A 14,744-nucleotide genomic window follows, 5' to 3' on the forward strand; every position below is an offset into this window, starting at 1 on the left:
AACTGGCATAAAACCAATTCATGATAAAGCTCGACACACTGTTGAGTTCTCAAAAGACACCCGCACACCATCGTCCGCCGTTAAGCGTTCTTCTGGGGGCAGTGGTTCCCACAGTACACCTCCCGGATCCGAGTGGATCCGGGGGGTGCCCCTGTGGGGGGCGGTCAGTGAGCCCTGTTGACCGGGGCCGCTGGGGCCTTCGTTCTGTCCGGTGTCTCGCTGACAAAGAGAAAGTTACACGAGGGGTTGACAGGACGCCAAATCGGCCCCCCCGTACCCGCGCTGACCTGCGGAAACGCGCCGATCGACGTCACTCACCGTCGTCGTCGCGGTCGCCCGGCACGACGAACGGTCGAGGTTCCGGGGCGGTTGCCGGCGCGTTAACGGGGCTGTCAGACGTTGCCTGAGCTGCGGAAACCTGCGTCGAACGGGGCGCTGGCGCACCCGCTGAAGGCTGCGGGCGCCCCGAATCAACGTCTTCGATGTGACCTGGCTCATTCAGATTTTGGTCGCTCTGCGCGACGAACGGCGCCTCTCCCGTCGCCAGGCGGCGCAGCATCGCGTTGTAGGCCCCGAGGTCGGCGTCACCGTCCGCATCGGCCCGACGATCATCGCGCCGGGCCGACCGCTCGTCCTGGCGCGACCACTGGACCAGCAGCGCGACCACCACGATCAGCAGCGGCACCTCCCCCGCCGCCCAGGCGAGGCCGCCGCCGAGCCCCTGGTCGTTCAGCACGTCAGGCACCCAGGGCAGCGCAAGGCTGCGGTAGTACGCACCCCCGAGCGGGGTGTTCCAGCTCATCACCGCCACCCCGAAGAACGCGTGGAACGGCACCGACGCGAAGACCAGGCCCATCCGCGCCGCCGGAGGGAGCCGGCGCGGTGCGGGGTCCACCCCGACCACCAGCCAGAAGAAGGCCGCCCCGACCAGCAGGAAGTGCAGGTTCATCAGCTTGTGCGCCCAGTGCTCGGGCAGCGCCGCCGGGAAGAGCCCGGAGAAGTAGAGGGCGTAGTAGCTCCCCACGAAGAGCGCGAGCGCCACCAGGGGATGCGTCAGCAGCCGGGCGAACGGGGAGTGCACCGCCGCGAGCAGCCACTCCCTCGCGCCGGGTGGCCCCGCCTTGCCCGCGGCGGGCAGTGCCCGCAGGCCGAGCGACACGGGCGCCCCCAGCACCAGCAGGATCGGGGCCAGCATCCCCAGGAGCATGTGCTGCCCCATGTGGACGCTGAACATGGCGGGCGCGTACCGGCCGATGCCCGAGCTCGTCGCGACCAGCAGCACCGCGCAGCCGGCGAGCCACGCGGCCGTCCGCCCGGTCGCCCAGGTGTCGCCGCGCCTGCGCAACCGCCGGACGCCGAGCAGGTAGAGCACCGCCAGGCCGATCGCCGCCGAACCGAAGATCAGGTCGAAGCGCCAGTCGAGCGCGAGCCGCAGGAACGTCGGCGGCCCGGCGAGGTCGTAGCCGATCACCGTCTCGACCCGGGACGGCAGACCCGCCCCTGTGTCCGGTGGCGCAGAGCGGCCGAGCGCCACGGCCAGCCCGATCGTCGCGAGCATCAGCAGCACCTCGACGCCGCCGAGGCGCAGCAGTGCTCCCGGCTCCCCGCGGGCTGCCGCATCGACGCTTGACCGCCTGTGCAGCGCACCCAGGACGCCGAGCGCAACGAGCGCACCCGCCTTGGCGAGCACGAGCGCGCCGTACTCCGAGCCCACCAGCGCGCCGAGTGGTATTCGCACCAGCGCGTTCACGATCCCGGTGACGGCCAGCCCCAGCCAGCACACGAGTGCCAGGCTCGAGAACCGCGGCACTGCCGTGGCCAGCGCCGTAGCGCGGTCCGGACCGCGCGCCGCCGCCGCGGTAGCGAGGACGGCAACGAGCCCACCGACCCACAGCGTCGCGGCCAGGACGTGCAGAACCAGGCTGTCGGTGGCGATGTCGTGCGCCCCGCCGCTGGCCGAGTGGCCGGTGAAGGTCACAGGCAGCGCGCCGAAAACGGCCAGCGCGAACAGCGCGACCGTCCACCCCCAGGTGAGCACCGCACGGCACCCGGCCAGCACGAGGAATGCCACCAGCCCGGTCACGAGCCAGGCCGGCGGCCCGGACAGCCGGGGCATCAGATCGAGCATCAGGCCGGGGTTCAGCACGTCCTGCACCGGTCGGCCCAGCGCGTCGGCCATCGTCAGCGGCACCATCAGCAGTGCCGCGACCGTCCAGCCCGCCGCCGTCCACGACGCCACCCGCACCGCGCGGAAGCCGGCGACGTCCAGGTAGCCGGAGCGCTGCGCCGGCACGAGGAACGCCGCGAGCAGTATCGCGCCGATCGTGAGCACCATGAAGATCTCGGACGCCGCGCGCATCGCAGGCAGCCCGACCGTCGTCAGCGTGCCGGGATCGGGAAGCCCGAGCGCGGCGGCGGGGCGGGAGCCCGACAGAGCGGCGATGCCGCCGGCGACCAGCACCGCGACGGCAGTGCCGAGCCCGGCGACCCCCGCCACGCTCGCGGGCGGCCTGGCCGGGTGTGGCGGAGTGGATGGCTCGACGGTCACGTGCGCCATGCGACAAGGCTAGGGGTTGCGCAACGGTCCGGCGGCCGGCCGGTCACAGCGCTGGGAGACTCACGCCGTGCACACCGCCCACAACGGCCGTCCGCACGACGCCCGCCCCGACGACGCCGCCGTCGCCGAACGGCTGCTGCGCACCGCCACGGACCGGTCGGGCGCGGGTCCCCTGCCGTGGGTGGCCGCCCCGCTCGCCGACGCCTCCCGCGTGCTCGACGTCCGCTGCGGAGCCGGCCCGCTCGCGGGGCAGTTCCGGCCAGGCAGATGGATCGGCGTCGACCAGGACGCGCGAGCGGGAACCGGTCGACCGGTGCTGCGCGCGGCGCCGGACGCGCTCCCCGTGGCCGACAACGCCGTCGACGGTGTGGTGCTCCTGCTCGCGCTCCCCGTGCTGCCCGACGTCAACGCGGTTTTCGCCGAGGTGCGCCGGGTGCTGCGGCCCACTGGCACGCTCGTGGTGGTGGTGCCGTCGGCGGCGACGGGCTCCCTGGCCGAACTGCGGACGGCGCCACTGCTCTCCGCCGTGCACCGCCGCGGCTGGGTGAACCGTTCGGCGCTCGACAACACGGGGTGGCTGCTCGCCGCAGCCGACTTCGCCGTGCTGACCGACGACCGGGTGCCGTTCACGCTGCCCGTGCCGGATGCGGCCGCCGCGCACGCGCTGGCCGCCGACCTCCCGCGTGCGGGCCTGTGGCCGCCCGCCCTGCCTGCCGCCGCCCGGGAGCGTGCCGCGTCCGGGCTGGCACGCCGGGCAGGGCCCGGCCGGACGCTGCCCGTGCCGCTGCGCCGCGTGGTGGCCCGGCGCTGATCGCAGGTTCAGCCCGGGGTTGCCGCCGCCGCTCCGACCACCACGGGTTGGTCCGCGGGCGGATCGATGCCATCCACGAGATCAGCGACGACGCACGTGATGTTGTCCGGTCCGCCGCCCTCGTTGGCGAGCTCGATGAGCCGGGCCACCGCCTCCCCCGGCTCGGCGACGCCGGCGAGTATCTCGTGAAGGTCCTGGTCACCGAGCACGGCCGTGACGCCGTCGGAGCAGATCAGGAACCGGTCGCCGGTGCGCCCGTCGAGCGGGAAGAGGTCCGGTTCCGGGGTGCTGCTGTCCTGCAGCGTCTTCACCAGCCAGGACCGCCGGGGGTGCACGGCGGCCTCTTCCTCGGAGATCCGTCCCTCGTCGACGAGCGACTGCACCAGGGTGTGGTCGCGCGTGAGCTGTTCCAGCTCGCCGTCACGCAGCCGGTACGCGCGCGAGTCACCGATGTGCAGCACCCCGATCCGCGAGCCGTCGACGAGGAAGGCGACGACGGTGGTGCCGGCGCCGCGCAGGCCAGGTTCTTGGTGCGCGAGCTCGGTGAGCCGGGCGCCGGCGGCGTCGATGGCCTCATGGAGGACGGCGAGAAGATCGACGTCCGCGAGGTCGACGCCGCGCAGCCGGGCGTCCAGTTCGAGCAGGGCCGAGGCGGCGACGCTGCTCGCGACCTCCCCGTGGGCGTGCCCGCCCATCCCGTCGGCCACGGCCAGCAGGCGCGGACTCGTGACGGCCGAGTCCTGGTTGATGGGCCTGCGGCGTCCGACGTCGGAGCCTGCCGCGGAACGCAGCGTCGGTGACATGGGCCCACCCTCTCATGTTGTGAACAGACTTCACAAGCAGCACGGCCGTGAACTACCGTCAAGTCCATGGCCTCGCCTGACCCGACCGTGAGCACGGGCGACATCGCCCGGCTCGGTCGTGTGGGCCGGGCAGCCGTGAGCAACTGGCGCCGCCGCCATGACGACTTCCCGGCGCCGGTCGCAGGCACGGCGTCCAACCCACGGTTCGCGCTGACCGAGGTCGAGGAGTGGCTGCGGCGCAACGGCAAGCAGTATCAGCTGTCGCTCGCCGACCGCGCGTGGCAACGCGTGCAATCGGGCGGCGAGGACCTGCTCGTCCCGGCCCGGCTCGCAGCCGCGGGTGCGCTGCTGCTCGCCCGGAAGGACCCGGAGGCGGTCGCGCTGCTCCCCGTCGCCGCGGAGCCCACCGAGCCCGAGCTCGAACGGCTGCTCGGCGAGCTCGCCGACTCCCACAGTCCCGCCGCGGCGTTCGAGGACCTGTGCGCCCGCCACCGCCGACGGCCGGGAGACCCGTCGGACCAGCTCGCCGCGGCAATGGCGCGCATCGCCCTTCCCGCGGGTGGCAGCGTTTTCGACCCGGCATGCGGCACCGGCACGCTCCTGCTCGGGGCGGGCGCGAGGAACGCGTACGGGCAGGAGGTCGATCCGGTCGCCGCGGCGATCGCGGCCGCCAGGGTGCTGCTCGCGGGCGGCGGCGGTGAGGGCTCCCCGGTCGCCGTGGGTGACGCCCTACGGGCCGACGCGTTCCCCCGCCGCGAGTTCGACGCCGTCCTGTGCGCCCCGCCTGTCACCGACCGTGCGTGGCCGCACGAGGAGCTGGCGGGCGACCCCCGCTTCGCCCACGGCCTGCCGCCGCGGACCGAGCCGGAGCTCGCCTGGGTGCAGCACGCGCTCGCCCACGTCAGACCCGGTGGGCGGGCCGTGCTGCGACTGCCGGCCGCGGTGGCGGGCCGCCGTCCCGGCCGCCGGATCCGTGCCAACCTGCTGCGGGCCGGCGCCCTGCGGGCGGTGCTCACGGTCGAGGACGAGGCCGAGAGCCGCCCCGCCGACCTCTGGGTGCTGCGCAGGCCCGCCCCCGGTGATCCACCGCCGTCCGTCGTGTTGCTCGCCCGCACCGACGCGGACGGCGCGGCCGAGCTGTGGGAGTCGTTCGCCGAAGGCCGGGCGGTCGCGGGCCGGGCGCAGGCCGTGCCGGTCGTCGACATGCTCGACGACGACGTCGACGTCAGCCCCGAGCGGCACCTGCCCCGGCGGGCGGCCGCCGACGCGGGGCGCGCCTTCACCGAGCTGCGCCGCCGCGGCCCCGACGGGCTGCCGGCGCTGCGCGTCAGCGGCGACCACGCGGTCCGGTCGGGCCCCACGATCGGAGAGCTGGCGCGGACCGGGCTGCTCACCGTGCGCCACGCGCCGCGAGATGCCCTGACGGCCGGGATGGGCGAGCTGCCGGTGCTCACGGTGGTGGACCTCGCCAACGGCACCGTGCCGAGCGGGCGCACCGCCCCCGGTCCGGGAATGGTGCGGATCCGGCCTCGTGACGTCGTCGGTGCGGCGATGGGCCGCGCCCGCGTGGCCGACCGGGCAGCCGTGCTGGGCCCCGGGCTCACCGTCTACCGGATGGACCCGGGCCAGATCGACCCCGAGTACCTGGCCGGGATCCTGCGTTCGACGCCTGCGCCCGCGGGCGGGGGGTCGAGCCGCTACGGGCAGCGCGTCCGGGTGCCGCTGCTCCCGATCGCCGAGCAACGCGCGCACGGGGCGGCGTTCCGTGGGTTGCTCGACGCCGCCGACGCGGCACGTGCGGCGGCCGATCACGCGGAGGCACTGCTCCGGCTGGGCGGCGAGGGGCTCGTGGAAGGCTGGCTGCGCCCCGAGTGACGCAGGAGAGCCGGTGCTGATCGCCGACCGCTACGAGATCGACGACCTGCCGCTGGGCCGCGGCGGGATGGGCGCGGTGCACCACGGCCATGACACGCATCTCGGTAGGCGGGTGGCGGTCAAGTTCCTTCACGTCCCCGGGGGCTCGCCGGAGCAGCGTGAGCGGTTCGAGCGGGAGGCGCGGATCCTCGCGCGGCTCGAGCACCCGGGCGCTCCAATTCTTTACGATCTGGGGACGCACGAGCAGCGGCTGTTCCAGGTGATGCAGTTCGTCGACGGTGTGACGGTAGACGACGTCGTGGCGGAGCACGGCCCGCTCCCGCACGCGTGGGCGGCCGCGATCGCCGCGCAGGCGGCCGCCGTGCTGGCGGCGGCGCACGAGCTGACGATCGTGCACCGCGACCTCAAGCCGTCCAACCTCATGCTGCGGCCCGACGGGAGCGTCGTCGTGCTCGACTTCGGGCTCGCTGTGCTCGGCGGCGCCGCCCGCTTCACGCGCGTCGGGCAGATCTTCGGCACGCCGTCCTACATGGCTCCCGAGCAGGTGCAGCACGGCGTCGTGGACGCGCGCAGCGACCTTTACGCCCTGGGCTGCGTGCTGCACGAGCTGCTCACGGGGATGCAGTTGTTCAGCGGGCCTACGGCCTACGCGATCTTCGAACGGCAGGTCCGCGAGCCCCCGGCGCCCGTGCCCGGTGTGCCGGCGGCGCTGGCGCGGCTCGTGCAGGACCTCCTCGCCAAGGACCCGGCCGACCGCCCTGCCGACGCGGCCGTGCTGCACGACCGGCTCGCCCCGCTGGCCGTCGACCTGCCGGAACTGCCGGGTTTCCTGGCCCCCGAGCCCGGTCCCGGGCAGCGTTACGCGCGGATCTGGAGCCGTACGGTCTGACTCAGCCGCCGCTCGACGCCGCTGCTGCGGTCGTCGCAGCGGTCACCGCCACCATGACGCTGGCCTGGACCGCTTGCACCGCCTTCAGCACGGCGGGGCCTGCCCATTCGCCTGCCGCCACCTGCTTCGCGCGGGCGCGCAGCTCGCGCCGATTGCCATCGACGATCTTGTGTTCGGCCTTCACCGCGTGCAGCAGCGAGATCAGCAGCGCCACGTGCTGGTCCGGCTTCTCCCCGTCCCGCAGGACAGCGGCAACCCGTCGCAGCAGCTCCGCGCGAGGCGCCGGATCGGCCGGCGGCCAGGTCGTGACCGGGAAGAGGCCGAACAGCGAGGACGTCTTCCGCCGGATCAGCCCACGCTCCGTCAGCCGTTCCAGGACCGGCATCCGACTGCCCTTCGCGAGCCGTTCCACCGCCTTCTGCGCCCGCACCGGCTTGCCGGACAGGCGGGCCAGCGCCTCGTCGAGAAGCGGGTCGTCGGTCGGGGTGGCGTCGGCGACGGTGAGCCGCGCCTTCGCGCCCTCGCCGTCGGCCGCCAGGCGCTCGCGCGTCGAGAGGTCGAGCAGGAGTGCGCCGCCGATGGCGCGGTCGAGCGACATGCTGTCGACGACCGAACGCCCAGAGCCGGCGTCGAGCAGCAGGAGGACGAGGTCCTCGGTGATGGACGCCGTCATGGCGCGTTCCTTTCCTCGACCGCACTCACGAACACCAATACCCGATTGTTGACCTCGGCAGCGAACTCCCCGGTGATCGCGTGGGTCGCGCCCGGCCACAGCTCCGCCTGGACGTCGGGCAACAGCGATCGCGCCCGCTCGTACGCCTTGCGTGGGTGGTGGATCTCGCTGCGGCCCGCGATCAATGCGAGCGTCGGGACGTGCAGGCCGCGCAGCGCGTCGTCGCTGGGGTAGGTGGGCGGAGGGACGCCGAGCCGGAACTCCCGCATCGCCGCCGCGATCACCCGCGCGATCGGTTCGTCGCCGACCGGGACCCCGCCCGATATCCAGCTGAGCATGCGGTTGCGGACGAACGCCGGCGCCGCGGGCAGCGTCGCCAGCGAGGCGATGATGATCTTCATCGGGAAGCGCCCGAACACGTATGCCGGGTCGATGAGGCTCAGCGACGCCACAGCGGGCGACGCGTGCAACGCGAGGTTCACCGCGAGCCAGCCGCCGAACGACACCCCGACGAGGTGCGCCCGCTCGAGCCCGAGGCCCGCCAGCGTGGCGGCGAGCCACGCCGCCTGGTCGTCGGCGTCGCGGATCTCGCGCTCCTGCACGCTCAGCCCCGCCTCGCCGAGCACCTCGATCGCGTGGACCGTGCGCTGCGCCGCCCAGGCCGGGAGGTTCGGCGCCCACATCGCGGTGCTGCCGGAACGGCCGGGCAGGAGCACGAGGGGCGTGCGGGGGTCGCTGCCGAAGTGGTGGACGTGAACGCGGCCGAAGTCGGTGGGCACAACGGTGGTGCCCGCCGGCTCGGGCAGCCGGGCCATCCCCTCCGCGTACGCGGCCCGGAACCGCGCCGCGGCGGCGGTGTCCGGGAAGTGGCCGATCATGGCTGCGCTCCCCCGGCCCGGACCGCGAGCAGCACCGCCATCTCCAACTCGGCCGCCGCCGCGTCGAGGTCGAGGCTCCGGTCACCGACCCACTCGGCCACCACGCCGTCCAGCGCGCCGCCGATGACGAGCGCGAGCGCCCGCGCGTCGAACGGCCGGAACACCCCCACCTCCTGGCCCAGCTCGAGGATTCTCGCGACCCCTTGCCAACGGCTCGCGTGCGCGGGTGAGCCGGGTGCGAGCTCGCGGTCGCCGTCGCGGTCGCGCACCAGCCCCTCGACCAGCACTCGCAGCTGTGCGGGGTGTTCGCGCAGGTAGCCGACCGTCCCGCGCAGGTAGGCCACGAGCATCGCTTCGGGCCCGTCCGCCGCGTCGACCTGGGCGCCCACGGCCGCGGCGTGCGACGCGAGCACGTGCTGCATCGTCGCGACCATCACGGCATCCTTCGACGCGAAGTGATAGAGCACCGCGGCCTTGGAGATCCCCGCCCGCTCCGCGATGCCCGCGAGCGACGTGCGCCCGGGACCGCGTTCGGACACCAGCTCGATGGTGCAGTCGATGATCTGGCGCCTGCGGGCCTCCTCGACGAATGTGAGTGGGCGCGCCGACATTTGCTCGGACATGGCTCCCCCCTGACCGATCGGTAGACTAGCTGACCGATCAGTCAGGGAGCTAGTGCATCGCCGTGACCAGGCGCCCGGATGGGTCGGAGCCCATCGGGCCAAACGCGATGATCGGCAACGGGCACGGGCGGCGCACACAAGGTCGGGACCTCCCGCTAGGCTGCGGCCCGGGTGCGGCTCACCTGAACCGCGTCGGCCTCCGTAGCTCAGCTGGACAGAGCAAGAGCCTTCTAATCTCTGGGTCGCAGGTTCGAATCCTGCCGGGGGCACCAGGTCAGAGCATTGCTCGGTCCGCAACACATGGAGCCATTTCACGGTTACCGTGGCTCCTCCGCGGCGAAGCGCGGCAAGAAGGTCCGGGGCGAGATCGAGGCACTCCCGAGCGGTTCGTTCCGGGTGCGCGTATACGCCGGCGCGGACCCGCTCGCACCTACGGAAACCGAGATCCCGCTGCTTGGTCTGGTTCAGCCCAACGCACCTCAGGTATCCCGAGAGCCACCGGGCGCAAATGCACTGCTCCAGATTTCCTCCAGCCCAGACGGTCAAACAACATGGCGTGCATGCTCGTGGGCGCAGTGGTGGGCGCTCGAACGCGCGGCGCCATTGCGCCCTCTATCTGCGGCGGGCGGCCGTCGAACGGTCAGCTGCAACTGGGGACCGACGGCGCCGTGTCGTCCAACGCATTCCATAACGGAACTTGCGTGCCAGACGACCTCGGTGCAGCGATCACGGGGAGAGCACATCACTGGACGACGGTCGGTGGCTGACCCGCCACGTGCAGGTACAGAGCGCTGCACCGGGCCGTCCCTCGGCGCCCTCGTCGTCGAGGGACGGGCACAACGACGCCAACCGCGAGGACAACCAGGGGAGAGCCTCATTCCCGCCCGGCCGCGTTGTGGCGGTCGTAGCCGAGGTGGTCGGTGATCTCGCCCTCCAGACGATGCGCCATGAAGGCGCGAGGGGGCCTGCACCTACCCTCGCGCTCCGCGAGGTGCCACCGTTGGCGCTGTGGTCCCAGACACACGTCAGGGCCAACGCGGTGCGGCCCGCCGACAAGGGCTGCCGCGAGTAGCTGACCATGGGCGCGGCGCGGCATTGGGCCGCATAGGCGGCCGGTTTGCTATGGACAGCCCACAGTGATGCGCGCGGTCGGCCCCATTCTGCGGGTCTGGGATTACCGCTCCCTGCGGCGAGGTAGTCGGGCAGGGTCCGGCACGAACAGCGTAGGACAGGTGGACATAGCCGCCACAAACCGCCGTCCCGTTCGGCCAATGCCGCGGGCAGGTCACCGCTGAGGTCGGACCGGGGGACCGAGGTGATCGGTCCAGTCCCATCGCTGATCACGACTCTGATGCGGAGCCTTTTGTCTGCTAATACGCCTGACCATGCCACCCCACACGCCGGGTCCACAGCCGCTGTGTCTCCGCGACGCCCCACCGAGATGCCGCGGCGCTCGACCGAGACGAAGGCCGCTGCAGGACGACCGAGTTCCTCGTCTTCCTCGTCGCCGTCGCCGGGGTGTTGGTCGACATGATCGGCCGCGGTTGGCCAAGGCCGGCATCCGCGACGACCACTACGACGCTCGAGCGGTGTCCCTGCCCAACTCGCCACGGTGATCGGCGGTTCGGCCGTCCCACGTTCTCCCCGGTGCCGTAGCCCGGCGACGAGCACCACCACTGCACAGCAAGCGACATCCCACGCGAGATGGCCTCGGCGCGCACTCTCGAGCACTCATCTCACGACGAAGAATCTGATCTCACGTTGATGGAGCGCAATGACACAGGCAGCCAACCAGCCGTCCTCGGGACCTCGAAGCACCACCACGACCACCACCGCCACCTCCGACCGCCCGGCGCTCGACAACAACGGCCCGCGCGGCCAGCAGGGACCGCAGGCCGAAGAGCGCCCGCCAGGTCAGCCGGGCAAGCCCGGTGAGGCCGGGCCCCGCGGCGAGCAGGGACCGCGCGGCGAGCAAGGCGAGAAAGGCGAGCCCGGCGAGCAGGGCCCCCGCGGCGAGCAGGGACCGGCCGGGCCGGCCGGCCCGCCCGGGCCGCAGGGGCCGCCGGGCCCCCAGGGACAGCAGAGCTGGGCTCCCGAGCCCGGCCGTCAGCCCCAGCAGGTGACGGATCGCGCGCGGCCGGCGACGTCGAAGGCCGCGTCCGGCCTCGAATCCGGCCTGGCCTTGGCACTCACCCCGGTCCTGATCTTCGCCTCGATGTTCGAGAACATGATCAAGCTGCAGCAGAAGATTTGGACCAACTTGACCGGCGCCGCGAGCAGCGGCGCCCGGGACACGAACAGGAACTGAGCGACTCACGTTCCTCAGGCGGGCGCTCTCCCTCGACACGGGAGGGCGCCCGCTGGCGTGGCCGGGTGTCGACACACGCTGGACCGGGCATCGGCCACTTGGGTTCGCCCTTCACACACGGCGGCGGGCAGCCCGCCGCGCCTGCGCCGCACGTCCTACCTGGCTGTCGTCCGGGTTGAGGGCTGACCGCGAGCCCCGGCCCAGACCACCGGGACGTCTGGGCAGAGACGTCATGAGGACTGTCGGTGACATCACCCCCAGAGGGCGAGTCCGCAGCTCGCGCCCGGGGTACTCCGTCAGGGACCTGCAGTGAGGCCAGCCCCGCTGACCGGTCGTCGTTCGCGCAGCACCCGGACACGGGATCGACCCACGATCCGGGCCGCGCACCACCACCACTGCACCGGCTGGGCCCGACTTGCGCCCGGACCGGCATCCACGCCTGACACGAACGAGGAGAACTCTGAACATGACAACTTTGACGGCCCCCGGGGCGACCCGCGGCGTCACGAGACCCGCGCCCGATCGGCGGGGCGGCGCCAAGCCCGTACTCGACGGGCGGCGACCCCCCGGCGAGAGCGCACTGGTCTACTTCTTCACCCTGGTCCCGATGCTGGCCCTGGTCGCGGCCGTGCCGCTGGCCTGGGGCTGGGGTCTGAGCTGGCTCGACGTCGGCCTCGCTGTCGGCTTCTACCTGCTGTCCGGCCTCGGGGTGACCGTCGGGTTCCACCGCTACTTCACCCACCGTGCGTTCAAGGCGAACCGCGGCCTGCGCAACGGGCTCGCCATCGCCGGCAGCACGGCGCTGCAGGGCGATGTGATCACGTGGGTCGCCGACCACCGTCGCCACCACGCCTTCGCCGACAAGGAGGGCGACCCGCACTCGCCATGGCTGTTCGGCACCACCCCGGGCGCTCTGGCCAAGGGCTTCTTCCACTCCCACCTCGGCTGGCTGTTCGGCCGGGACCGCACCAACGCCGCCCGCTTCACACCCGATCTGCTCGCCGACGGTGACATCGCCCGGATCAGCCGGCTGTTTCCACTGTGGACCGTGCTCAGCCTGCTCAGCCCTGCCCTGCTCGGCGGTCTGATCACCATGTCCTGGTGGGGTGCGCTCACGGCGTTCTTCTGGGCCGGGCTCGTGCGTGTGGCCGTGCTGCACCACGTCACCTGGTCGATCAACTCGATCTGCCACATGATCGGCGAGCGTCCGTTCGTCGCGCAGGGCAAGGCCACCAACGTGTGGCCGCTGGCAGTCCTGTCGATGGGCGAGTCCTGGCACAACCTCCACCACGCCGACCCGACCTGCGCCCGCCACGGCGTGCAGCCTGGGCAGGTCGACATGTCCGCTCGGGTCATCTGGCTCTTCGAGAAGCTGGGTTGGGCAGACAACGTGCGGTGGCCCACGCCCTCCCGGCTGGCCAAACTCGATGTCCACGCGGCCACCCCCTCCACCACGATGAGCCGATGACCTCCAGGGGGTCGGTTTCGGCTGCCGACGAGGGAACCGTCGATCGCGGTACAGACGGGATCGGCGGCGCTGCGCGTGCAGGTGTCGACGGGCGCGGTGAGACGGTGACTTCGTTCGATCGGATCGTTCTCATCTTCAACCCGCACAGCACCGGCGACGCGCCGCGCCTGGCCGAGGAGCTGCACGCGGACCTGGCGAGGCGGTTGCCGGAGGTCCCGGTGGTCATGCGCCCGACGGAACATGCAGGTCATGCCCGGGATCTAGCCAGGGATGCTGCGCAGACCGGCCGTCCGCTGATCGTGTCGGTGAGCGGAGACGGCGGCTACAACGAAGTCGTCGACGGCGTCATGCAGGCTGGCAACGACCACGCGGTCTGTGCGGTGAAGGCAGCGGGTAACGCGAACGACCACCGCAGAACCACCACCGAGCGGCCTCTGGTCGACGCCGTCGCAGCCGGCGAGGTCCGCCGGATCGACCTACTCCGCCTCACCATCGGCGACGGCGCCGAGGCGCGTACGCGGTACGCCCACTCCTACATCGGCATGGGCCTGACGCCGGTGGTGGCGATCGACCTGGAGAAGGGCGGCAAGGGCTCGTTCAAGGAGATCGTGTCCGTGGTCCGGACCTTCGCCAGGTTCCGGCCCTTCACCATCCAGCTCGAGGGCGGCGGCCGACGCAGCTTCGACAGCCTCCTGTTCGCGAACATCGCCGAGATGGCCAAGTACGCCACCCTCAGCGAGACCGGGCGCCCCGACGACGGCCGGTTCGAGGTGATCACGCTGCCGCACACCGCGAAGTGGCGGATCCTCGGCGTCGCCGTCCGAGCGGCGACTCGCGGCCTCGGCCCGCAGCCGACCGCCGAGCACTACGCCTTCACCACCCTCAAGCCGATCCCCCTGCAGCTCGACGGCGAACTGCTGACGCTCGACGCCGCCACGCCGGTGCGCATCGACATCGCCGCCCGCGCCCTGCCGACCGTGGGCTGACTGCCCAGATCGCGTCGGGACGAACCCCTTCCGCAGCAGATTCGAGAGTCCCCGTGGGTGACCTTGCCGCTGCCCGATTCCCGTACGGGAGCCATCCATGTCGACGATCTCGACGCCCGACTCGCTCCGCCTTAGCCGACGACCGGGCGTCCCACGGCTGCGGGCCTCCGCCGCGCCCGTGACACGGCGGGAGCTGCTGCTGCACGGTCAGCGGGTGACGTTCCTGGAGGCCGGCGCCGACACTGACGGGCCGGTCGTCGTGTTGCTGCACGGCCTGGCCAGCAGCTCGCAGACCTGGTCGTCGGTGCTGCCGCTGCTGGGCCGCCACGCCCACGTCATCGCCCCGGACCTGCTCGGTCACGGCCAGTCCGCGAAACCCCCCAGCGGCGACTACTCGCTGGGCGCCTACGCGGCCGGACTGCGTGACCTCCTGGTCACGCTGGGCCTGGACCGGGCCACCATCGCCGGACACTCCTTCGGCGGCGGGGTGGCGATGCAGTTCGCCTACCAGTTCCCGGAGATGACCGAGCGGTTCTATCTGCTCGCCGAGGTCCCGGCGCTGCTGGTGGGCGGCAGCCGGGACTCGATCATCCCGATCGAGCACACAATGGCTGCTCACGACCTGCTGCCCGGCAGCAGCCTGCAGATCTTCGAGGGGGCCGGGCACTTCCCGCACGCCGAGCAGCCGACCCGGTTCGCCCAGCTGCTGACACGCTTCCTCACCAACACCACAGCGGCGCGGTCGGACCTGCAATCACTGCGCCGTCGCCTGCAGTCCTCCGCAAGCCTGCAGTCCTCCGCGGACGTCCCTCTCGCCTGACGCAGGATCGTCCGGGGGGCATGCTCGCCGCCCTGCCCGCCGCGACCATCGTC

The 14,744-nt window shown here is 72.4% G+C and carries 12 protein-coding genes and 1 tRNA gene; 8 read left to right on the forward strand and 5 right to left on the reverse strand.

All coding sequences use genetic code 11. The features are described 5' to 3' along the window. Positions 1-310: 310 nt before the first annotated feature. Entirely contained in the window at positions 311-2,557 is a 2,247-nt protein-coding gene (locus ABD143_RS27795; RefSeq protein ID WP_343984393.1) for a bifunctional copper resistance protein CopD/cytochrome c oxidase assembly protein, read from the reverse strand. Between the two features lie 67 nt (positions 2,558-2,624). Between ABD143_RS27795 and ABD143_RS27800 the strand changes: the two genes are divergently transcribed. Next, the gene (locus ABD143_RS27800) at positions 2,625-3,368 is read left to right on the forward strand and encodes a class I SAM-dependent methyltransferase (protein WP_343984394.1); all 744 of its coding nucleotides are present in this window, start codon (positions 2,625-2,627) and stop codon (positions 3,366-3,368) included. A gap of 8 nt (positions 3,369-3,376) precedes the next feature. Here the strand turns inward: ABD143_RS27800 and ABD143_RS27805 are convergent, their stop codons facing one another. Then, entirely contained in the window at positions 3,377-4,171 is a 795-nt protein-coding gene (locus tag ABD143_RS27805; protein ID WP_343984395.1) for a PP2C family protein-serine/threonine phosphatase, read from the reverse strand. 66 nt (positions 4,172-4,237) lie between these two features. Between ABD143_RS27805 and ABD143_RS27810 the strand changes: the two genes are divergently transcribed. Both ABD143_RS27810 and ABD143_RS27815 read left to right on the forward strand, forming a co-directional pair. Continuing rightward, on the forward strand, positions 4,238-6,046 hold the full coding sequence (locus ABD143_RS27810; RefSeq protein WP_343984396.1) for an HsdM family class I SAM-dependent methyltransferase: 1,809 nt from the start codon (positions 4,238-4,240) through the stop codon (positions 6,044-6,046). A 13-nt stretch (positions 6,047-6,059) separates the two neighbouring features. Beyond that, on the forward strand, positions 6,060-6,935 hold the full coding sequence (locus ABD143_RS27815; RefSeq protein WP_343984397.1) for a serine/threonine-protein kinase: 876 nt from the start codon (positions 6,060-6,062) through the stop codon (positions 6,933-6,935). Between the two features lies 1 nt (position 6,936). On the opposite strand, the gene ABD143_RS27820 is transcribed toward ABD143_RS27815, so the two are convergent. From ABD143_RS27820 to ABD143_RS27830, 3 genes are read right to left on the reverse strand one after another with little or no spacing between them, the layout of a single operon-like run. Further along, entirely contained in the window at positions 6,937-7,608 is a 672-nt protein-coding gene (locus ABD143_RS27820; RefSeq protein WP_343984398.1) for a GOLPH3/VPS74 family protein, read from the reverse strand. Beyond that, positions 7,605-8,486: an alpha/beta fold hydrolase gene (locus tag ABD143_RS27825; protein ID WP_343984399.1), complete on the reverse strand. Its 882-nt coding sequence runs from the start codon at positions 8,484-8,486 to the stop codon at positions 7,605-7,607. Before ABD143_RS27825 ends, ABD143_RS27820 begins: the two co-directional genes overlap by 4 nt. Further along, a complete protein-coding gene (locus ABD143_RS27830; protein ID WP_343984400.1) occupies positions 8,483-9,109 on the reverse strand; it encodes a TetR/AcrR family transcriptional regulator in 627 nt (208 codons plus the stop codon). Before ABD143_RS27830 ends, ABD143_RS27825 begins: the two co-directional genes overlap by 4 nt. A 195-nt stretch (positions 9,110-9,304) precedes the next feature. Between ABD143_RS27830 and ABD143_RS27835 the strand changes: the two genes are divergently transcribed. From ABD143_RS27835 to ABD143_RS27855, 5 genes are all read left to right on the forward strand, one after another. Continuing rightward, positions 9,305-9,381 (forward strand) — tRNA-Arg (locus ABD143_RS27835). A gap of 1,502 nt (positions 9,382-10,883) precedes the next feature. Further along, the gene (locus ABD143_RS27840; protein ID WP_343984401.1) at positions 10,884-11,417 is read left to right on the forward strand and encodes a collagen-like domain-containing protein; all 534 of its coding nucleotides are present in this window, start codon (positions 10,884-10,886) and stop codon (positions 11,415-11,417) included. A gap of 466 nt (positions 11,418-11,883) precedes the next feature. Further along, positions 11,884-12,885 (forward strand): acyl-CoA desaturase, encoded by a 1,002-nt coding sequence (locus ABD143_RS27845; RefSeq protein ID WP_379660121.1) that lies wholly within the window; start codon positions 11,884-11,886, stop codon positions 12,883-12,885. Positions 12,886-12,989: 104 nt separating this feature from the next. Beyond that, positions 12,990-13,871, forward strand: a complete 882-nt coding sequence (locus ABD143_RS27850; RefSeq protein WP_343984402.1) for a diacylglycerol/lipid kinase family protein — start codon at positions 12,990-12,992, stop codon at positions 13,869-13,871. Between the two features lie 97 nt (positions 13,872-13,968). Beyond that, a complete protein-coding gene (locus ABD143_RS27855; protein WP_343984403.1) occupies positions 13,969-14,691 on the forward strand; it encodes an alpha/beta fold hydrolase in 723 nt (240 codons plus the stop codon). Positions 14,692-14,744 lie beyond the last annotated feature (53 nt).

The organism is Pseudonocardia aurantiaca (assembly GCF_039526725.1).
GTDB classification, from domain to species: Bacteria; Actinomycetota; Actinomycetes; order Mycobacteriales; family Pseudonocardiaceae; genus Pseudonocardia; species Pseudonocardia aurantiaca.

What these genes read in the sequence shown, in the direction of transcription:
- ABD143_RS27795 (WP_343984393.1), bottom strand. Translation starts at nt 2,557, where the DNA reads ATGGCGCACGTGACCGTCGAGCCATCCACTCCGCCACACCCGGCCAGG.
- ABD143_RS27805 (WP_343984395.1), bottom strand. Translation starts at nt 4,171, where the DNA reads ATGTCACCGACGCTGCGTTCCGCGGCAGGCTCCGACGTCGGACGCCGC.
- ABD143_RS27810 (WP_343984396.1), top strand. Translation starts at nt 4,238, where the DNA reads ATGGCCTCGCCTGACCCGACCGTGAGCACGGGCGACATCGCCCGGCTC.
- ABD143_RS27820 (WP_343984398.1), bottom strand. Translation starts at nt 7,608, where the DNA reads ATGACGGCGTCCATCACCGAGGACCTCGTCCTCCTGCTGCTCGACGCC.
- ABD143_RS27825 (WP_343984399.1), bottom strand. Translation starts at nt 8,486, where the DNA reads ATGATCGGCCACTTCCCGGACACCGCCGCCGCGGCGCGGTTCCGGGCC.
- ABD143_RS27830 (WP_343984400.1), bottom strand. Translation starts at nt 9,109, where the DNA reads ATGTCCGAGCAAATGTCGGCGCGCCCACTCACATTCGTCGAGGAGGCC.
- ABD143_RS27840 (WP_343984401.1), top strand. Translation starts at nt 10,884, where the DNA reads ATGACACAGGCAGCCAACCAGCCGTCCTCGGGACCTCGAAGCACCACC.
- ABD143_RS27845 (WP_379660121.1), top strand. Translation starts at nt 11,884, where the DNA reads ATGACAACTTTGACGGCCCCCGGGGCGACCCGCGGCGTCACGAGACCC.
- ABD143_RS27855 (WP_343984403.1), top strand. Translation starts at nt 13,969, where the DNA reads ATGTCGACGATCTCGACGCCCGACTCGCTCCGCCTTAGCCGACGACCG.